The organism is Acidaminococcus sp. AM05-11 (genome assembly GCF_003472805.1).
Classification (GTDB): domain Bacteria; phylum Bacillota; class Negativicutes; order Acidaminococcales; family Acidaminococcaceae; genus Acidaminococcus; species Acidaminococcus hominis.
This window is the reverse complement of record NZ_QRMX01000012.1, coordinates 29,502-48,908: the sequence shown is the minus strand read 5'-3', so window position 1 is coordinate 48,908 and position 19,407 is coordinate 29,502. Positions and strand designations below refer to the sequence as shown.

The following is a 19,407-nucleotide window of genomic DNA, read 5'->3' as shown; positions in this document are numbered from 1 at the left end:
TCGCCCCCTATTCGTTCTTGAGAATCTGGAAATCCTGACTCTCCTTGGACAGCTGGAACAGCAGGGTCTGCATGGGCGTCTGGCTCAGGTCCCCTAAAATAGTGAGCTCAAAGGTCACGGTCTTGTCGGGGTTGAAGCTGATTAACTCCATGTACTGCATGTTGTAGCCGTAATCCCCCACCATGTTCAGGATGCTGCTCATGGCGTTGGGGCGGTCCGGACGGGTGAGCCGGACCTTGACCCGGGTACCGCCGGGTTTGATTTCGATGCCCTGGGCCAGTTTCTGGAACAGCTCGGGGTTCCATTCGAACAGCAGGCCGTACTGGTACATCCGGCTGGTTTCCATAATCTTCCGGACCACGGCCAGGTATTCCCGAAGCCGGTCTGCGGGCACGCCTTCAGACAGCTTGTCCAGGATGAATTGTTCCCGGTCCGCCCGGTAGATGTTGGTCTCTCCGGCAGCCTGCTTGCTTTTGGCCACTTCCAGGGAACAGTCCAGCCGCTCCATGAGAAGTTTGCGGATTTGGGGGTCAATAGCGTCGATTTTTTGTCTTGCTTCTTGCAGGTTCATACATTTTCCTCGCTTTCCTACTCTACTACTATACTGCAGACGATGGTATAAAAAAACGGAGCCCCGGCCTTCCGGTTGGGTTCTCCGTTTTTTCAATTTCAGGCTGCCCGGGTTATTCGGACAGTTTGCGCAGGGCTTCGTCCCCTACTTGGGTGGTGGTAGCTGTGCCGCCCAGATCTGGGGTCAGCACTTTTTTCTCCACCAGCATTTCTTCGATGATGTTCAGCAGCTTGTCGCTCCAGGCCTTTTCTCCGAAGAATTCCAGCATTTGGGCTGCGGACCAGATGGAAGCCAAGGGGTTGGCTTTGCCCTGGCCGGCAATGTCCGGGGCGGAACCGTGGATGGGTTCGAACATGGACGGGAACTTCCGTTCCGGGTTCAGGTTGGCGCCTGCGGCCAGGCCCATACCGCCGGAAATGGCAGCCCCCAGGTCGGTGAGAATATCCCCGAACAGGTTGGAGCAGACCACAATCTGGTACCGTTTGGGATCCTTCACCATGAACATGCTGGCGGCATCCACCAGGTAGGAATGGGTTTCCACTTCAGGGTATTCCTTGCCCACTTCTTCAAAAATCTGGTCCCAGAACACCATGGAATAGTTCAGGGCGTTGCCCTTGCTGATGCTGGTCAGGGTCTTGTGTTCCTTCCGGGCCAGTTCGTAAGCGTAACGGATAATCCGCTCACAGCCAAACCGGGAGAACACGCTGTCCTGGATCACCACTTCTCTGGGGGTGTCCTTGTACAGCCAGCTGCCGGCGCCGGCATATTCCCCTTCGCTGTTTTCCCGGACAAACACCATGTCGATGTCTTCCCGCTTCACACCGTTTAAGGGGCAGGGAGCGCCTTTCAGCAGCTTCACCGGACGCAGGTTCACGTATTCATCAAAGCTCTTGCGGATCTTGATTAACAGGCCCCGCAGGGAAATATGGTCGGGTACGCCGGGGTAGCCCACAGCGCCCAAATAAATGGCGTCAAATTTGCTCAGGGTTTCAATGCCATCTTCCGGCAGCATTTCCCCGTGCTTCAGATAGTATTCGCAGCCCCAGGGAAAATAGGTAAAGTCAAAACTAAAATTGCCGTCCAGCTGGGCAGCTCCTTTTAACACTTTGATACCTTCGGCAAGGACCTCAGGCCCAATGCCGTCGCCGCCAATAACGGCTACTTTGTACACTCTTTTTTCCACGTTTCTGGCTCCCTTCGAATGGGTGATTGCTTTACATGGCCGAGCAGGGTTCAGAATGGTAAACGCCTTCGGTTTCCTCGTCGGTCTCCGCCACAGTATGGACGGCCGGGCCCCGTTCCAGCCAGCGCAGGTCGTAGGGCTCAAATTTTACGTGGGCATAGCGGTCCACGTCCAGCACCGTATCGTCCCAATCGGAATCGATCCGGCCGGTTTGCTTAATCAGGATATCGTACAGGATGGCATAGGTGATGCCGGTTTCCTTGTCCGTTTCGATAATGGTGCTGTAGGGCAGGGTTTTATGGTACACCAGTTCCAAATCCTTGTACTTGAAATGGAAGCCGCAGCGCATCCGGCAGCCGTCCAGGCCCGTATACTGGGCCACCTGCTTCAGGTCGTGGAGAATCTTGTCCCCTGCCTGGTCGTACAGGTTGTCCGGGGTGGTTTCCGTATAGTCGAAGCGGAACTGGATGGAGGGTGCGTGCACCTTCCGGAACCGTTCCATATAGGGAACCAATTGGTCCACCGGATAATGCTTGTAGAGCACGCAGTTAATCCGGAACTTCACCGGCAGCTTGGCCAGGAGCGCATCATTGGATTCCTGGACATAGTGCTGCATATGGCGGGAAATATTCAGGCAGGTAATCTTCTGGCGGTTGTGCTCCAGAAAGGCCAATACTTCCTCCTCGGTCTGCTCCTTGGATACGGGCAGCGTGCTGTTGATATACACCTTATGGGTGTCTGACACCTGGTCTAACATGATCTGCAAACTTTTTAAGTTGGCCAGCGGTTCGCCGCCGGTAAACACAAAATCACAATAGGGTGTCAGGGCATCCATCTTTTTAATACTCTGGCAAATCGCCTCCAGCGAAAAGCCAGTGGTATCCGCGTATTCTTCCTTATTCACACAGAACGGGCAATTGTTCTTGCAGTCGTAGGGCACAAACACGGTAACCGTGGCGCCGCCGTTTCTGGTTTTGTAAGGATGAATGGCTGCTTCCTCAGCAGTCTTTTCTCTTTTGATCATGACAATCCCCTCTGACTCTATAGTCCGGTCCAACGGGGCCGGAATTAGTACTACTGCACTCCTTACTATTTTACCATACTTGAAATTTACATTCCAATAATTTTATGGTGTTTTTGTGTTCTGTCAAACTTTCGCAAAATTTTCGTCAAAGGGGCTTCTTTCCTAGCTAAAAAGGAGTATAATAGCTCCTAGCTTCTCTATTTTATAAGGATTGTTATAAGGAGAAATTATGATTTCCATTATTCCAGAAGGTTTCAATGATTTTCACTGCAAGGCGGGCAGCTGCCGCCACACCTGCTGTCAAACCTGGGAAATTGATATCGATGAAGATACGGCTGACCTGTACCGCAGCCAGCCCGGCCCCCTGGGGGACGACCTGCGGGCCAGCCTGGAAACCGGTGAGGACGGGGTCACGCATATCCGCTTGAACGAAAAGGGCTTCTGCCCGCTGCTGGATCAGGATGGCCTGTGCCGGGTCATCAAGGAGCTGGGAGACGAATGCCTCAGCGACATTTGTGCCGTCCATCCCCGCTTCTTTACGGAACTGGACGACTATGTGCTGTGCGGCACCGGTCTGTGCTGCGAAAAAAGCTGTGAACTGCTGGCGGAGCAGCCCAATCCTCTGCGCTTTGCGGTGGAGGATTCTGACGAAGTGCTGACCTTCCCGGAGCTGGTGGCAAAAGCCGGCTGGGAAGAAGTGCCTCCGGAGCTGCTGCGCTTTGTGCCCCGGACCAGCCGGGAAGAGTGCGCCAAAATCATCGACAACCTGCTGCCTACGGAACCCATTGACGAGGCCTGGACCCAGGAAATGCTCTGGCTCCGGGAACATCTGGACGAGGTCAGCGCCGCAGCGGCAGCCTACGCCAAGGATTACCCGGACGACCTGTTCCAAAAGCTGTACCAGTTCATTCTGTACCGGCAGTTGGACCGGGCGGCGGACTATGGCTTTGATGCCGGTGCCGAATACGCAGAACAAAGTACGGGCTATATCTTCCTGGAAGCGGCCCTCCACGGGGACCCGCTGGAACAGGCCCGGATCTGGTCCGAACAGATAGAATACGATACGGACAACGTTCCGCTGCTATTCCGGGAGATTCTGGAGGCGGAATAAATTTTAGCTTAAATTGAAAAGGCTTGTGAACCCACCAGGGGCTCACAAGCCTTTTTCTTATGCAATTTTATTTCACGATCAGTACGGGCACTTTGGCATACTGGGAAACTTTGGAGCTTACGCTGCCCATAAAGAATTCCTTGATGCCGCTGAGGCCCCGGCTGCCGATGACAATGGCGGTACAGTTCTTGTCCTCCACTGCGTTCAGGATCTCTTCGTAGGGATACCCGGCTTCCTTGAGAAATTCCTTCTCACCGGTAAAGTCTTCCAACTTCTCTCTGGCCAATTGAAGCACGCTGGTCCCTACTTTGCCCAGCTCCTCATTGCTCTCTTTCATCACCAGCTGGTCCAGCCCAACTCCCATGATGGAATTGTTGAACGGCTGTACCACGTGGATGACCACCAAGCTGCCATGGCATTTGTCAGCAATTGCTCGGGCTGTATCCAAAGCACGCCAGGCGGTTTCAGAACCGTCCACGGGAACCAAAATTTTCTCGAACATTGGACTCACCTCCAAAACTGGGAGCTCCCTTACGGAAACTCACTGCCTGCACCCTGGGTGCGGGCTTGCCGTTTTATTTGATAATGAAAACAGGGATTTTGGCGTATTCGGCCACCTTGGAGCTGACACTGCCCAGGAAGAATTCCTTAATGCCGCTGAGCCCCCGGCTGCCGATGACAATGGTATCGCACTTTTCTGCCTCGGCCTGGTCCAGAATGGTCTGGGCCGGATTGCCTGCCTTCAGCTTGTAGCTCACATTGCCGGCGAAATCCTTCAGCCGTTTTTGGGCTTCTTCCAAAATGGCGTTGCCGATCAGGGCCAGTTCTTTCCGGTCATTTTTGATGACCTCCTGGTCCATGGACAGCAGCATCATGCCGGATTTCCCATAAGGAACCGTCAATACCACCAAATCGCCCTGGTATTTTTCTGCCAGCCCCCGGGCCGCCTCCAAGGCTTTCCAAGCATTCTCGGAGCCGTCAATGGGCACCAAAATATTTTGCAGCATAGTCTTTTCCTCCCCTCAATGCGGTTCCAGGCCCCTCCTGAAACCTTCCAGCTCCGGGCCTGCGCCCTAACTGGAATGGGCCCAGGTGTACCTAGCGTCCACCCAGGCCCTTTTTCGCACTATTTCACGATGGTAACAGGGCACTGGGCGCTCTGGGACACCTTGGTGCTGACGCTGCCCAGGAAGAACCCGGCCAGCACACCCATGCCACGGTTGCCCATGACAATCAGGTCCACATCTTCCCGTTCTGCTTCTGCACAGATCCGTTCTGCCGGGTCAATGTCCACCAATCTTCTAAAGGAAATCTTTTCGTATTTTTCTTTGGCAGCCTCTGTCTGGGCACTTTCCAAAGGAGTAGGTTCCTTGAATTCGTCCACAATCACATGGCCGTCTTTATCTTTACGAGGGGGTTTAATTCTGCTCAGGTCATAGGGAATATCGATATTCAAAACGATAATCTCAGAGTTGAATTTCTTGGCAATATCAATGGCAAAGGTCAGAGCCCGCAGGGCAATCTGGGAACCATCAACGGGAACCATAATTTTGTTAATCATACACTCACCCTCCTTCAGGGTTCTGCTGTTTTATTTTACAATCAGAACCGGTACATCTGCATACTGGGATACCTTGCTGCTGACGCTGCCCAGGAAGAACTCGGCAATGCCGCTCAGGCCCCGGCTGCCGATAACGATAGCCGTGCATTTCTTATCCTTGCAGACCGCCAGAATCCGTTCGGACGGATGGCCCACTTCCAGGGTCAATTCCTTTTTGCCCTTGAAGTCTGCCAGTTTTTGTTCTGCCGTTTGCAGAACGCTGTTCCCCAGTTTGGTCAGCTCAGCGTTGCCTTGGCTGATGGTAGCCTGATCCAGGGGAACAATCAGCATTGCCGAATTGTTGTAGGGCTGAATCACGTTGACAACTACCAATTCACCATTAAAGGCCGTAGCCAAAGTTTTGGCTTCTTCCAGAGCCCGCCAAGAGGTTTCAGAACCATCTACAGGGACCAAAATTTTCTCGAACATAAAACCCACCTCCAAAATTCCTATGGCATTTTCTTTTCCTATTACACTTATTCACCGTAAACAGGAAAATTCCTGCTGAAAAGTTTCATATTTACCCGAAAAAGCAATTTAATTCGTAACAACTATGAAAAAGTTCCCCGGGGGAAATTTCTCCAGGGAACTGCCGGCCAGGCCGGTCTATTTGATGATGAATACGGGGACTTTGGCGTACTGGGCCACTTTTTCACTGACGCTGCCCAACAGGAATTCTTCTACGCCGCTGAGACCCCGGCTGCCCATGACAATGGCATCGCAGCCAGCTTCTTCCGCCCGTTTCATAATGGTCTGGGCAGGGTTCCCCATGGTCTCCACATATTCCACGTTGCCGGAATAGCCGGCAAGCCGCTCTTCCGCTTGGCCCAGAATGGTATCCCGGGCTTTCTTCAGTTCTTCCTTCGTCCGGGTAATGGTCTGTTCATTGACGGCAACCTGCATCATAATCAGGGAGCTGTAGGGACCGGAAATGGTCAGCACCAGCAGTTCACTGCCGTATTTTTCCCCCAGGGTTTTGGCGGCGGCCAAAGCCTTCCAGGCACCTTCAGAGCCATCTACCGGCACACAAATTTTCGTAAACATAGGACTGCCTCCTTCTCCCTCATCATTTCACAACCAGCACAGGAACCTTGGAATATTCCAGTACCTTGCTGCTGACACTGCCCAGGAAAAATTCTTCAATGCCGCTGAGGCCCCGGCAGCCGATGACAATCGCATCACACTGTTGGTCTTCGCAGACGGCCAAAATCCGGCGGGACGGATGGCCCACGTCTTGTACATACTCCACCGGCCCAATAAAGCCGGTCAGCTTTTCTTTGGCATCTGCCAGTATTTTTTCCCCAATTTCCCGCAGGGCCTTGTTGCCGTCCCGGAAGGTTTCCTGATCCAGCGGCACTACCGGAATGGACATGCTGCTGTACATCTGCACCACGTTCACCACCACCAGGGAAGCGCCGAACTTTACGGCCAAATCCTTGGCCTCCGCCAGAGCCCGCCAAGCGGTTTCAGAACCATCCACCGGCACCAAAATTTTGTTCAACATAAATCTCACCCCCAAATAGAGTTGTCCTACTTTGCTTTATAAGTATTATTCTCTATCAGGGGGTGAATTTCCTGCTAAACTTGTATTTATTTTTCTGTCAAGCTTGTAACAGTTCCTGCAAAACGGGCTCCAACAGGCCGTCAAAACCATAGGCCTGGCTGGCAATTTCCTGGGGGATGTACAGCTGACCCTTGTTGATGGTGATATACGTAATGGAGGGGTCCAAGGCCGCCAGCTGCATCAGGGGTGCCTTGATCAGCTGGTTCCGGGGTCCGATGCCCAGTTCCAAAATGACCTTCTTTTTGCCAATCCAGTTTTGGAGAAATTGCTTCAGGGCTTCTTCCCCCTGGGTGTTGGGCAGGAAACTGCTGTCCATAGCCAAGTGTACTTCCATGGGGCCGCCGCAGCGGGGACAATGGGGCACCAGTTCTGTGGGAATCCGTCCGCCTGTTTCGGCTGCAGCCATTTTTCCTGCCAGGTCTTCCCAAGGATACAGGGTATTGTGGCAGGCCCGGGCACACTGAAGGTCCAGCCAGGTTCCTTCTACTTCAAAAATCCGTTTGGGGTCAAAGCCGCTTTTTTCAAAATGGCATTCCCCGTTGGAGGTGACAATGAAATAATCCTTCTGCCCTACCAGGGCCTGGAGGGTTTCCATCACCGGCGTTTTTTTATACTCCCGGCAATAGTGCTGGACCAGCCGGCTCCAGTAGGCCCATTTCACTTCTTCTTCCGGCCACTGGGCACCCATGCCCTGGAGCAGGCAGCTAATGCCGTATTTGTCCTGAAAGTCCCCGCACAGGTCCCGAAAGGCCTGATTTGCTGCAAAAAGGTGCAGACCCTCGGTAATGGAAAGGCCGTTGCTGGCGCCGATGAGAACGGCGTCCGCTTCCCGGAGTTTGCTTGCTGCTGCTTGGAATTCTGTCATCTTATTTCCCTTCTTCCTGTTTGTCTTGGGCGGCCAGGGTAAGGATTTTCCCCAGGTCCCCTTGGATGACTACGCCCCGTTCTTCCAATTCCTTGGGCAGGAAGGCGTATTTGTCGTTGATGCCTACGTACCGGGCCTGGGGCATGGACAGGGTCAGGTTCCAGAAGGGCTCCTGGATGAACATGGGGGTCATGCGGCCTACTCCCAGTTCCAAAAGCAGCACCTTGTCGTTGTAATGGTCCTGGACGTATTGGGAAATCTTTGCGTATTCTTCCTGGTATTTTTTACCCTGGAGATAGTTGCCGTAGCCCCGGACCCAGGGGAAGGCTTCGCCGCCGCAGTGAGGACAGCGGGGAATCATTTCTTTGGGAATCTTGGTGTCGTCCCCCATGGCCTTCACCATTTCAGCCACGGGCTTTAAGGAATCCCAGGTATCGTCACAGCAGGGCTGGGCACACTGGAAGAACCGATGGTCCCCCTGGATTTCGGCTACCTTGCTTTCGGGATACAGTTTGATGAACTGGGTATCCTGGTTGGTGGTCACTACAAAAAATTCTTTATCCCGGATCAGCACGTCCAGGTCCTTGTAGGGCTGACGCACAGGGGCGTGCTGGGTGGTGTACAGGAAGGTGGCCAAATAGCCCCAGAATTCTTCCCGGGTGGGGTACCGAACCATCATGCCGTTAAAGGCACCGGTAAAACCGTACTTTTTGGCGAACTTGCCAAAGTGCTCCTGGAAGGACGGGGAATCGCCATAGTAGAAATCTCCGCCACCGGCAGCGGACAGGCCGGAAGCGCCGCCTACGATAACAATATCAGCCTTCTGGATTTCTTCCACCAGGCGCTGAGCCCCGGCTTCCGGAGTAAGGGGTTTATTTTCGCTCAAGGCGTAGGGGGTACCGCCGGAAGCGTATACACCATAATACCGGTTATAATTCATCTGGGTTCTCATGACCAAATCTTCATAAAAGCTCATTGTGTTCTCCTTCTTTTTGCTGTCTATTTATTTTTATCAGCAAAATTAGTGTAACACCGACTTGAAGGAATGTCAATATGCTGTTATAATATTTTCGTCAGCAAGGAGGAGCAAACATGAAATATTCTACCAAGGTCAGCGATGCTGTCCACATTCTTTGTTTTATATATTTGAATCCGGATATGATTCTCACCAGCGACCGGATTGCCCAAAGCGTAAAAACCAACTCCAGCTATGTGCGGCAGCTGATGTCCACCCTGCGCCAGGCGGGACTCCTGCGCAGCGTAACGGGGCATCCCCGGCCGGAACTGGCCAAGGCGCCGGAGGAGATTACCCTGCTCCACGTCTACCGGGCGGTGGAGGGCCACAAGCCCCTGCTCCACCTGGATACCCATACCAACCCGGACTGCGGCGTGGGGGTTCACGTGCAGAACGCCCTGCAGGATTATTTTGACCGGGTCCAGGAAAAGGCGGAAGGGGAAATGGCGGCCATTACCCTCAAGGATATTCTGAACCGGTACCAGGAAAAGCTGGAGCAGGCCCAGCATCCCCTGCCCCCTGAGGAGGCCAAAGAAGTTTAATCGGCAGGCGGCCAAGGGGCCAGTGCGGGCCACTGGAGTAAGCTAAACAACAAAAATGCAGTCCCTGGGGCAATTTGCCTGAGGACTGCATTTTTTGCTGTTTCCTGCTTATTTCTTATTTGTGTTCTTCCGTTTTGCCCCGGTGGGCAGCTTCCTGCCGCTGGGCTCTCTGCCGCCGTTTCTCTGCGGCCCGCATGGATTTCACGCTGGTCTTTCTGGGAGCCAGTTCCAGGGGTTCCGGTTCATCGCTGTTGTTCAGCTTGGAGTACACCACCAGGCAGATGACGGCAATCACCGGGAGCGCTCCCAAAATGGCCCGGGAAATATCGTTCCGGGTAATCACCAGGAAATCCCACAGCACCACTGCTACAGGCGTAATAATAATCTGGGCCACCTTGGCTCTGGTGCCCTGGGCACCGAAAAAGCGCAGGCAGAAGCCGTAGGCCAGAAAGGCTACGGAAAAGGAAATCAGGGAAAGAATCAGGATAAAGATAAAGAATTCCATTACGCACCTCGTTGTTTAGAATACAATGTCTATTATAGCATAGGTGACCGGGGCTGCCCGGTTTTTCGGCAAAAAGGAATGGCTTGGGAACGGAAAGGCGCTCCCAAGTCATTTTTGTTTTTCTTGGCCAGGGCGGCGCCCTTACTCACTGCGGAGCAGGGACAGGAACTCTGCTTCGTCCAAAATCCGTACGCCCAGGGTCTGGGCCTTGGTATATTTGCTGCCAGGGTCGGCGCCGGCTACCACAAAGTCCGTCTTTTTGCTGACGGAGCTGGTTACCTTGGCGCCTACGTCCTGGGCCATGGTCTGGGCGGTGGCCCGGTCCAGGGTGGGCAGGGTGCCGGTAAAGACCATGGTTTTCCCGTAGAAGGGATGGTTTTCGTTGGCAGCAGGGCCGGAGGTCATGGTCATATTGAGCCCCAGTTCCTTCAGCCGTTCCAACAGGTCCAAATTGGCCGGGTCCCCAAAATAGGTAACCACGCTTTCGGCAATCTTGGGGCCTACGTCGGGAATGGCGGACAGGTCTTCCTGCCGGGCTGCCTTCAGGGCGTCCAGGGTCTTATAGTGGAGGGCCAGGGTCCGAGCTACTTTGGCACCTACGTGGCGGATGCCCAGGGCAAACAGCAGCTTATCCAGGCTCTGCTCCTTGCTGGCAGCAATGGCCTGAACCAGGTTGTCGGCGGATTTCTGCCCCATCCGGTCCAGTTCCACCAGCTGCTCTGCAGTAAGCAGGTACAGGTCACTGGGGTCCTTCACCAGACCTGCTGCCTGGAGCTGATTCAGCACGGAGGGGCCGCAGCCGTCAATATCCATGGCATCCCTGCTGGTAAAGTGGATCAGCCCTTCCCGTCTCAGCGCCGGGCAATGGGGATTGGTGCAGCGCACGGCGGCCTCGTCGTTTTCCCGCTTGGTGGGCCAGCCGCATTCCGGGCAGGTGGCAGGCATGACAAATTCCTTTTCCTCCCCGGTGCGTTTTTCCGTTACCACTTTCAGCACTTCCGGAATAATTTCTGCGGCTTTGTTGATGATTACCCGGTCGCCGATGCGGATATCTTTTTCTTTGATGAAATCTTCGTTATGCAGGGTGGCCCGGCTGATGGTGCTGCCGGACAGCCGTACCGGGTCCAGTACCGCCGTAGGGGTCAGCACGCCGGTGCGGCCCACCTGGATGACGATATCCCGGAGGGTGGTTTCCGCCTGTTCCGGGGGAAACTTGTAGGCCATGGCCCAACGGGGGTCCTTGCCGGTGGCGCCCAGAATATTCTGCTGCCACACGGCGTTGACCTTTACCACCACCCCGTCGGTGTCGTAGCCCAAGCTGGCCCGTCTGGCGCCGTGGGCCTTGATCAGCTCGTTGGCCTGTTGGATGGTATCCACCTTGGTGCGGCCTTCCGTGGTGGTAAAGCCGTACTGCTGGAGCATATCCATGGATTCATTGTGGGTGGGCAGGGCGCCGGTGCCTACGCCGTAGGCAAAAAAGGCCAGGGACCGTTTGGCGGTTACCTTGGGGTCCAGCTGGCGCAGGGAACCGGCGGCGGCGTTCCGGGGATTGGCAAATTCCCGCTCCCCGTTTTCCAGCCGCTCCTCGTTGAGCACCAGGAAGGCATGGCGGGGCATATACACTTCGCCCCGGACGTCCAGGAGTTCCGGAATTTCCTTGCCGGGAATGGGTTTTAGCTGTTTGGGCACGTTCTCAATGGTCCGGACGTTTTCGGTCACGTTTTCGCCGGTGACCCCATCACCCCGGGTAGCAGCCCGGACAAACCGACCGTTTTCGTAGATGATGCTGCAGGCCAGTCCGTCAATCTTGGGCTCCACCACGTATTCCACCACTGCGTCCTTGGGCAGGCCTTCGTGGACCCTCCGGTCAAACTCCTCCATTTCTTCCGGGGAAAAGGCGTTGGCCAGGCTCAGCAGGGGCGTAATGTGCTTTACTTCCGTAAAACCGTTTTTCACCCGTCCCCCTACCTTCTGGGTGGGAGAATCCGGGGTCACCAGTTCCGGGTACTGGGCTTCCAGTTCCCGGAGCTGGCGCATCATACCGTCGTACTCTGCGTCCGTAATGGTGGGCATGTCCTGCACATAATATAGATAAGAATTTTTCTGCAGCTCCTGCCGCAGGGCCAGCACTTTGGCTGCAGCCTGTTCTTTTGTCAACTCGCTCATGGAGTTACCCTCTTTTCTTTGGTTGTAACCAGCCTAGATTTTTTCCAGGATTCGATATTTGGTAGCCAGGGTCTTTACCCCAGCCCCAGGAAACGCCACCTTGACCACCTGGCCGCCTGCATCGGGGACGGCGGAAATCACGGTGCCGGTGCCAAACTTCTTATGCCGGGCCTTGTCCCCGAGAGCAAAGGTGGGTACGGCCCCGCCTTCCGGTACAAAGCCGCCGTGACCTGCCGGAGTCTGGAGCACGCTGCCGGTCCGGTGCCGGGCAATGCCCCTGAGGCCCGAACTGGTGCCGGGGGCAGCAGGACTGCTGCTGTGGTAGGTATGGGGGAAGTAGGCCTGCGGCCGCGCCTTGACGTTCTCCATAAGGTTCCGGGGAATCTCCTGGAGGAACCGGGAGGGCGGGTACATGACAATCCGGCCGTACACCATCCGGCTCCGGCAGCTGGAAAGGAACAGCTGCTTTTTGGCCCGGGTGATGCCCACATAGCACAGCCGCCGTTCTTCTTCCAGCTTGTCCTCGTCTTCCAGGGACCGCTGGCTGGGAAACAGGCCGTCTTCCATGCCGCCAATGAACACCACGGGAAATTCCAGGCCCTTAGCCGCATGAAGGGTCATCAGGGTCACAGAATCCTGGGTCAGCTTGGCATCGTCAATATCCGACACCAGGGCCACATGGTTCAGGAAGTCTTCCAGGGTCTTATTTTCTTCTTCGTCCCCGTCCTTGGTAAATTCATCGGCAATCCGGACAAATTCGCTGAGGTTTTCCAGCCGGCTCTTGGCCTGGTCGGAATTTTCCTTCCGGAGGGCTTCCAGATAGCCGCTTTTTTCCAGCAGCTGGGTAATCAGTTCTTTCAGGGGCACCTGGTCCCGTATGGTGGCCAGGTCGTCCATCATGTCACTGAAGGCCTGGATTTTCCCGCAGGAGCGGCCCAGGGTGGTCTGGACCTCCGGAATCTTCAGCAGGTCCGGCAGGGGCATTCCAGAGGCGGTCAAAAGCCCCTGAAGCTTGGTCACGCTGGCGGCCCCAATGCCCCGTTTGGGTTCGTTGATGACCCGGGCCAGGGCCTGAAGGTCCCGACGGTTGCCCAAAAGGCGCAGGTAGGCCAGGGTATCCTTGACCTCTTTCCGGTCGTAGAACTTTAAGCTCCCTACCATCACGTAGGGAATCCCCACGTGGATCAGGTTTTCTTCGAACATCCGGGACTGTACGTTGGTCCGGTACAAAATGGCCATATTCCCCAGCTTGACCCCTTCTTTTTGGAGCCGCTGGATCTGGCCCACCACAAACTGGGCTTCTTCCCGGTCGTCCCGGGCTTCGTAGTAGGCAATGGGGCTGCCGTTGCCGTTGGCCGTCCACAGGTTCTTGGGCCGCCGGGCGGAGTTGTTTTTGATGACCCCGTTGGCTGCGTCCAAAATCACCTGGGTGGAACGGTAGTTCTGTTCCAATTTATACACCTGGGCCTTGGGATAATCCTTTTCAAAGTCCAGGATGTTGGCGATATCCGCACCCCGCCAGCCGTAGATGCTCTGGTCAATATCCCCCACGGCGCACAAGTTGTTTTCCGGGGCGCTGAGGAGCTTGGCCAGCAGGTACTGGACATGGTTGGTGTCCTGGTATTCGTCGATCAGTACGTAATGGAATTTCTGCTGGTATTTCTGGCGAACTTCCGGGTTGTTCTGGAGCAGGTCCACGGCCAGCAGCAGCAGGTCGTCAAAGTCCACAGCGTTGCTCTGCTTCATGCGCTGCATATACAGCCGGTAGATTTCTGCCAGCTTTTTCTGGTGGTAATCCTGGGCAGTGCGTTCCACCTGGTCCGGTCCCATATGGGCGTTTTTGGCGTTGGAAATGGCCGAAAGCACCGCCGGCAGGGGGTAGAACTTTTCGTCCAGGTTCATGGCCTTCAGGACTTCCTTCAGCACGTTCTTGCAGTCCGTGGTGTCGTAGATGGAAAAGTCCGAGGTATAGCTGCCTCCGGGCAGGTGCTGGATGTCCCGGCGCAGCAGCTGGTTGCAGAAGCCGTGGAAGGTGTACAGCCACACGTCCTTGGCGGCTGGTCCCACCAGGGCATCTACCCGCTGCCGCATTTCCTTGGCGGCCTTGTTGGTAAAGGTAATGGCCAGGATGCTGTAGGGTTTGACGCCTTTTTCCAGCAAATAGGCGATTTTCGTGGTAAGTACTTTGGTTTTGCCGCTGCCTGCACCGGCGAGTATCAAAATGGGGCCGTTGGTTTGCTCTACGGCCTTGGCTTGTTGTTCGTTAAGGGATGCTAAAAGCTCTGTCATAATTTCCTCGATTCTTCTAGATAGTCCATTTTATTCTATCAGATTTGCAGGCAATTTACCATAAAGCCGGCCCTTCCGGGGCGGCCCTGATTTTGGCCAAAAAGTGTATTTTCGTAGGTTTCTGATGCCTTTAGGCAGCTGCGGACCTATTTCTCCAGCAGCTGGGGCCAGGCTTGTTCCAGTACCTTCCGGGTGCAGGCATAGGTGTACTGGGCAGCGGCAGGAACTCCTTCCTGCAAAAGGGCATCGCTGATGACCTCCACCCCCAGCACCGCAGGCTGAACGCCTTTCGCCCGGAACATTTGCACAAAGTCCGCGGTCCGGCCGCAGCCGGTGCCGGGGGCCAGCCGGTCGTGCATGGATTCGTCCCGGAGGACGCTGGAGGCATAGGGCCGGGGTAGCACGTCGTCAATTTGCAGGGAAACAATACGGTCTGCCGGAATCTCCTCCAGCAGCCTGCCGTCCAGAGGCTGCTGGGCCCTGACCCAATGCCACAGATCCAGCAGCAGACCGGCGTTGCTGCAGCCGCTGGCCTGGACAATTTCCCAGGCAGCCGCCAGCGTGGGCACCCCGCTGTAGGGCATGGGCTCCAGGGCAATACGGCGCTTGCCGGCCCGGCGGCAGAGTTCTTTCAGTTTCTGGGCAGTATGGTCCAGGGGATAGGTCTCCAGCAGGCCGCAATTGATGTACTGGACGCCAAACAGGTCGCACATATGGAAACATACCTGTTCCTTGTATTTCTGCTCGTAGGAGCGATTTTCATCGGCCCACTGGGTAATGTACTCCACCTCGGTGACCCGCATATCGTATTGGTCCAGGATGGTCAGCAGGTCCTGGTCCTGGAGCCCCTCGGCCAGGGCGTCGGCGTAGGTTTCGGCCCGCAGGCCAAGCCCTTCGTAGCCAGCGGCTTTGGCGGCGCTGACCCGTTCCTGAAAGCTGCATTTGTCTCCCAGAGTCCAGGAGCTGATGGTAATCGGACAGGTTTTCGACATGGCAAATTCCTCCTTTGCACCGTGCTGCAGGCAGCAGGTTTTGCTTTCTATTCCTAACTGTAACAGTATTTACAATTTTATAGGTCTCTTTTCTTCCCTATGCCATTTATTATACGCTGTTTTTCCGGACTGTTTGCAAAAAAATACTGCACAGCTTCTCCCTTGAGAAACGGTGCAGTATTTATTTTGGTTAACCCAGCATCATCCGGTCATTATCCAGTTCGGTGCCGGCGGCCTTTTCAAACAGGGCCAGCAGGTCTGGAATGGTCAGCTTGGATTTTTCTTCAGCGCCAATATCCACCACAATGTGGCCGGCGTTCATCATGATCAGGCGGTTGCCAAAGCGCAGGGCATCCTTCATGTTGTGGGTAATCATCAGGGAAGTCAGGTGGTCCCGGGCAATCACCTTGTCGGTGAGCTGGAGTACCTTTTCTGCGGTTTTGGGGTCCAGGGCGGCGGTGTGCTCGTCCAGGAGCAGAATCCGGGGCTTGTTCATGGCTGCCATAAGCAGGGTCAGGGCCTGGCGCTGGCCGCCGGAAAGCAGGCCCACCCGGCTGGTCAAACGGTTTTCCAGCCCCAGGTCCAGTTCCTTCAGCAGGGTTCTGAAGCGTTCCCGGTCGGAGTCCTTCAGGGCCCAGGCAAGGCCAGGGGTCTTGCCCCGTCTGGAGGCAATGGCCAGGTTTTCTTCAATCATCATGCCGGCGGCAGTACCCATCATGGGGTCCTGGAACACCCGGCCGATATAGCGGGCCCGTTTGTGTTCCGGGGTCTTGGTAACGTCCACGCCGTCAATGAGGATTTCCCCGGTATCCACCGGGAAGACGCCGGCAATGGAGTTCAGCAGCGTGGATTTGCCGGCCCCGTTGCCCCCGATGATGGTGATGAAGTCACCGGGTTCCATATGGAGGTTCACATCGTACAGGGCCCGTTTTTCGTTGACCGTGCCCGGGAAAAATGTCTTGGATAAGTGTTTGATATCAAGCATTATTGGCCCACCTTTCTTCCCAGCAGTTTACCCTTGAACATGGGCAGGGAGAGTGCCAGGGCTACCAGCACTGCCGTAAACAGCTTCAGGTCGTTGGGGGGCATGCCCAGCTGGAGCACAAGGGCGATAACCAGCCGGTACACAATGGAGCCCAGGATAACGGAAATCAGGGAGTTCTTAAAGCTCCGGGTCCCAAAGAGGACTTCGCCGATAATCACGGAGGCCAGGCCGATAACGATGGTGCCTACCCCCATGCCCACGTCGGCAAAACCGTTGCTTTGGGCTACCAGGGAGCCGGCTACAGCTACCAGGGCGTTGCTCAGGAGCAGGCCCAGGTTCAGCATCAGGTCGGTGTCCACGCCCTGGGCCCGGATCATCTGGGGATTGAAGCCGGTAGCCCGGATGGCGGCACCGATTTCCGTACCAAAGAACCAGTAGATCAGCACGGAGAAGAACAGGCAGATGATAACGCCCATAATGAGAATGGCGTTGGAATACGAGCTGCCCAAAAGGTCCTGGACCACGGAAAAGGCGGTGTCCTGTCCCAAAAGGGAAACGTTGGCCTTGCCCATAACCCTCAGGTTCACGGAGTACAGGGCAATCATGGTGAGAATCCCGGCCAAGAGCGCCGGAATCTTCAGTTTGGTGTGCAGAAAGCCGGTGATCAGGCCGGCCAGGCCGCCGGCTAAGGCAGCGGCAAAGATGGCCAAAATGGGGTTCGTACCCTTCACCATCAGGGTAACGGCAACTGCCGCCCCCAGGGGAAAGGACCCTTCCACGGTCATGTCGGCCACGTCCAGTACCCGGAAGGTAATATAGACACCCAGGGCCAAAAGGGACCACAACAGGCCCTGGGCAATCGTTGGCAATAAGATATCAATCATGGATTATTTAGCTCCTTCGGCTTCCTTTTTGATGGCATCAGGAATGGTCAGTCCTAATTTTTTCACTTGGGCATCATTGATCAGCACCGTAAAGGTCTGCTGGCTCTGGATGGCCATATTTTCCGGTTTGGATTCCCCTTTGAGAATGGCCGCGGCCATTTCCCCGGTCTGGTAACCCAGTTTGTAGTAGTCAATGCCCAGGGTGGCTACGCCGCCGGCCTTGGTCATGCCGCCTTCCCCGCAGAATACGGGAATCTTGGCTTCGTCGGTGATTTTCACCAGGTTGGCCATGGCGGAGGCCAGCACGTTGTCCGTAGGCACGTAGATGGCGTCTACTTTTCCCACCAGGCTTTGGGCGGCCTGCTGGATGTCATTGACGTTGGAAACCGTAGCTTCCACGGTCTTCAGCCCTCTGGCTGCGGCAGCCTTTTTGGCCAGGTCCACCTGAATCTGGGAATTGACTTCGCTGGAGCTGTAGATAAAGCCCAGGGTCTTGGCTTTGGGCATAATCTGTACCAACAGGTCAATCTGGGCTTCCACCGGGTTCATATCGGTGGTGCCGGTTACGTTGGTGCCGGGTTTGCTGGGGTCCTGCACCAGCTTGGCGGCCTTATAGTCGGTAATGGCGGTGCCTACAATGGGAATGGTCTTGGTGGCATTGGCCATGGTCTGGGCAGCCGGGGTGGCAATGGCACAGACCAGATCATCTTTGTTGGCCACAAAGCGCTGGGCAATGGTCTGAAGGTTGGATTGGTCCCCTTGGGCGTTCTGGCGGTCGAACTTTACGTTCTTGCCTTCCACAAAGCCCTTGGCGGCCAGGCCGTCCACAAACCCTTTATTGGCGGCGTCCAGGGCGGGGTGTTCCACCAGCTGGAGGATGCCTACGTTATAGACCTTGTCCTTCTGATTTTGGGAGGCAGTATCGCTGCCGCCGCAGCCGGCCGCACCAATGGCCAGGGCTGCCAAAAGGGCTGCAATCCAGAGTTTTCCGCGTGTGTTCATAATAACCCTCCTTTGTCAAACAACTGCTGTGAAGCTTATTTTACGATTTCTGCATTTTTCAGCAAGTCTTCCGGGAAGGTGATTCCCAGAATTTTGGCTTCGGTTTCGTTGACAGTGACCTTCATGTCCTGCTGCTTTTCAATGGGCATGGTCTGGGGCTTAGCTTCGCCTTTCAGGATTTTGGCGGCCATCAGCCCGGTCTGGTAGCCCAGCTTGTAGTAATCAATGCCGATGGTAGCCAGGGCTCCGTGCTTCACCACTTCCCCTTCCCCGCAGATGACGGGAATCTTGGCCGGGTTGGTGATTTTGGCCAGGACGGGCATGGCAGAGGCAATGACGTTATCCGTGGGCACGTAGATGGCATCCACATTGCCCACCAGGCTTTGGGCGGCCTGCTGGATATCGTTGACGGTGGTAATGGTGGCTTCCCGCACATTAAGGTTCTTGGCGGCGGCCAGGCGTTTCAGTTCTTCTGCCTGGAGCTGGGAGTTGATTTCACTGGAGTTATAGATAACGCCAATAGTTTTGGTCTGGGGCACCAGGCGCAGCAGCAGGTCCAGCTGCTTGTCGATGGGGTTCATATCGGTGGTGCCGGTCACATTGGTACCGGGCTTTTCCGGGTCCTTCACCAGTTTGGCCGACTTGTAGTCGGTAATGGCGGTGCCCACAATGGGAATGTCCCGGGTGGCGTTGGCCACGGTTTGGGCGGCGGGTGTGGCGATGGCGCAAATCAGGTCCATATGGCCGTTCACAAACCGCTGGGCAATGGTCTGGAGGTTGGATTGGTCCGCCTGGGCGTTCTGCTTATCCAGCTTCAGATTTTCTCCTTCTTTGTACCCGCCGGCTGCCAGTCCGTCCACAAAGCCCTTATTGGCTGCGTCCAGGGCGGAATGCTCCACCAGCTGTACAATTCCTACTTTGGCTTCTTTCTTTTCCTTACTGCCGGAACTCTGCTCCCCGCACCCGGCGGTGACCCCCAGGGCCAACACCAGAAGGGCCAGGAGTCCCTTTTTCCAGTACTGCATCTCTACCATCCTTCTTTCCTGCGTCCGTTTGTCTGGAGTGTACGCAATCTGATTATCTTATCATTCTAGCATATTTACCTTACA

Annotated in this window: 21 protein-coding genes; 2 read left to right on the top strand and 19 right to left on the bottom strand. The window is 55.4% G+C overall.

What is annotated here, in order from left to right; translation table 11 throughout:
* Positions 1-7: 7 nt before the first annotated feature.
* The 3 genes from DW089_RS07425 to DW089_RS07415 all read right to left on the bottom strand — a co-directional run bounded on the left by DW089_RS07425 (position 8) and on the right by DW089_RS07415 (position 2,778).
* Positions 8-571, bottom strand: a complete 564-nt coding sequence (locus DW089_RS07425; RefSeq protein WP_118287013.1) for a chorismate mutase — start codon at positions 569-571, stop codon at positions 8-10.
* 112 nt (positions 572-683) lie between these two features.
* Positions 684-1,754, bottom strand: a complete 1,071-nt coding sequence (locus tag DW089_RS07420; protein WP_118287012.1) for a tartrate dehydrogenase — start codon at positions 1,752-1,754, stop codon at positions 684-686.
* A gap of 31 nt (positions 1,755-1,785) precedes the next feature.
* A complete protein-coding gene (locus tag DW089_RS07415; RefSeq protein WP_118287011.1) occupies positions 1,786-2,778 on the bottom strand; it encodes a 4Fe-4S cluster-binding domain-containing protein in 993 nt (330 codons plus the stop codon).
* 229 nt (positions 2,779-3,007) lie between these two features.
* Here DW089_RS07415 and fliB point away from each other — a divergent pair, with 229 nt between their 5' ends.
* Positions 3,008-3,889: a flagellin lysine-N-methylase gene (gene fliB / locus DW089_RS07410; protein ID WP_118287010.1), complete on the top strand. Its 882-nt coding sequence runs from the start codon at positions 3,008-3,010 to the stop codon at positions 3,887-3,889.
* 67 nt (positions 3,890-3,956) lie between these two features.
* On the opposite strand, the gene DW089_RS07405 is transcribed toward fliB, so the two are convergent.
* The 8 genes from DW089_RS07405 to DW089_RS07370 all read right to left on the bottom strand — a co-directional run bounded on the left by DW089_RS07405 (position 3,957) and on the right by DW089_RS07370 (position 8,894).
* Positions 3,957-4,391 carry a universal stress protein gene (locus DW089_RS07405; protein ID WP_118287009.1) on the bottom strand — a complete coding sequence of 145 codons (435 nt, stop codon included), beginning with the start codon at positions 4,389-4,391 and terminating at the stop codon, positions 3,957-3,959.
* A gap of 73 nt (positions 4,392-4,464) precedes the next feature.
* Positions 4,465-4,896 carry a universal stress protein gene (locus DW089_RS07400; protein ID WP_118287008.1) on the bottom strand — a complete coding sequence of 144 codons (432 nt, stop codon included), beginning with the start codon at positions 4,894-4,896 and terminating at the stop codon, positions 4,465-4,467.
* A gap of 119 nt (positions 4,897-5,015) precedes the next feature.
* Positions 5,016-5,450: a universal stress protein gene (locus DW089_RS07395; RefSeq protein WP_118287007.1), complete on the bottom strand. Its 435-nt coding sequence runs from the start codon at positions 5,448-5,450 to the stop codon at positions 5,016-5,018.
* A gap of 30 nt (positions 5,451-5,480) precedes the next feature.
* Positions 5,481-5,918, bottom strand: coding sequence for a universal stress protein (locus tag DW089_RS07390; RefSeq protein WP_105326042.1), 438 nt, complete (start codon positions 5,916-5,918; stop codon positions 5,481-5,483).
* A 177-nt stretch (positions 5,919-6,095) separates the two neighbouring features.
* The gene (locus DW089_RS07385; protein ID WP_105326043.1) at positions 6,096-6,533 is read right to left on the bottom strand and encodes a universal stress protein; all 438 of its coding nucleotides are present in this window, start codon (positions 6,531-6,533) and stop codon (positions 6,096-6,098) included.
* A gap of 22 nt (positions 6,534-6,555) precedes the next feature.
* Complete coding sequence (locus DW089_RS07380) at positions 6,556-6,993, bottom strand: universal stress protein (protein ID WP_118287006.1); 438 nt, start codon at positions 6,991-6,993, stop codon at positions 6,556-6,558.
* Between the two features lie 97 nt (positions 6,994-7,090).
* Positions 7,091-7,918, bottom strand: coding sequence for a hypothetical protein (locus DW089_RS07375; protein WP_199614671.1), 828 nt, complete (start codon positions 7,916-7,918; stop codon positions 7,091-7,093).
* A 1-nt stretch (position 7,919) separates the two neighbouring features.
* On the bottom strand, positions 7,920-8,894 hold the full coding sequence (locus tag DW089_RS07370; protein WP_118287005.1) for an NAD-dependent protein deacetylase: 975 nt from the start codon (positions 8,892-8,894) through the stop codon (positions 7,920-7,922).
* A gap of 116 nt (positions 8,895-9,010) precedes the next feature.
* On the opposite strand from DW089_RS07370, the gene DW089_RS07365 reads away from it, so the two are divergent.
* Positions 9,011-9,475 (top strand): Rrf2 family transcriptional regulator, encoded by a 465-nt coding sequence (locus DW089_RS07365; RefSeq protein WP_118287004.1) that lies wholly within the window; start codon positions 9,011-9,013, stop codon positions 9,473-9,475.
* A 115-nt stretch (positions 9,476-9,590) separates the two neighbouring features.
* Here the strand turns inward: DW089_RS07365 and DW089_RS07360 are convergent, their stop codons facing one another.
* The 8 genes from DW089_RS07360 to DW089_RS07325 form a co-directional block, all read right to left on the bottom strand.
* A complete protein-coding gene (locus tag DW089_RS07360) occupies positions 9,591-9,980 on the bottom strand; it encodes a hypothetical protein (protein WP_105326047.1) in 390 nt (129 codons plus the stop codon).
* Positions 9,981-10,121: 141 nt separating this feature from the next.
* Positions 10,122-12,146: an NAD-dependent DNA ligase LigA gene (ligA, locus tag DW089_RS07355; protein WP_118287003.1), complete on the bottom strand. Its 2,025-nt coding sequence runs from the start codon at positions 12,144-12,146 to the stop codon at positions 10,122-10,124.
* Positions 12,147-12,179: 33 nt separating this feature from the next.
* Positions 12,180-14,435: a DNA helicase PcrA gene (gene pcrA / locus DW089_RS07350; protein WP_118287002.1), complete on the bottom strand. Its 2,256-nt coding sequence runs from the start codon at positions 14,433-14,435 to the stop codon at positions 12,180-12,182.
* A 146-nt stretch (positions 14,436-14,581) separates the two neighbouring features.
* Positions 14,582-15,427 carry a sugar phosphate isomerase/epimerase gene (locus DW089_RS07345; protein ID WP_118287001.1) on the bottom strand — a complete coding sequence of 282 codons (846 nt, stop codon included), beginning with the start codon at positions 15,425-15,427 and terminating at the stop codon, positions 14,582-14,584.
* A 190-nt stretch (positions 15,428-15,617) separates the two neighbouring features.
* Positions 15,618-16,412 carry an ABC transporter ATP-binding protein gene (locus tag DW089_RS07340; RefSeq protein WP_105326051.1) on the bottom strand — a complete coding sequence of 265 codons (795 nt, stop codon included), beginning with the start codon at positions 16,410-16,412 and terminating at the stop codon, positions 15,618-15,620.
* Positions 16,412-17,296: an ABC transporter permease gene (locus DW089_RS07335; RefSeq protein WP_199614669.1), complete on the bottom strand. Its 885-nt coding sequence runs from the start codon at positions 17,294-17,296 to the stop codon at positions 16,412-16,414. Before DW089_RS07335 ends, DW089_RS07340 begins: the two co-directional genes overlap by 1 nt.
* A 3-nt stretch (positions 17,297-17,299) precedes the next feature.
* Positions 17,300-18,298: an ABC transporter substrate-binding protein gene (locus DW089_RS07330; RefSeq protein WP_118287000.1), complete on the bottom strand. Its 999-nt coding sequence runs from the start codon at positions 18,296-18,298 to the stop codon at positions 17,300-17,302.
* Positions 18,299-18,333: 35 nt separating this feature from the next.
* Complete coding sequence (locus DW089_RS07325) at positions 18,334-19,323, bottom strand: ABC transporter substrate-binding protein (protein ID WP_199614673.1); 990 nt, start codon at positions 19,321-19,323, stop codon at positions 18,334-18,336.
* Positions 19,324-19,407: the final 84 nt, after the last annotated feature.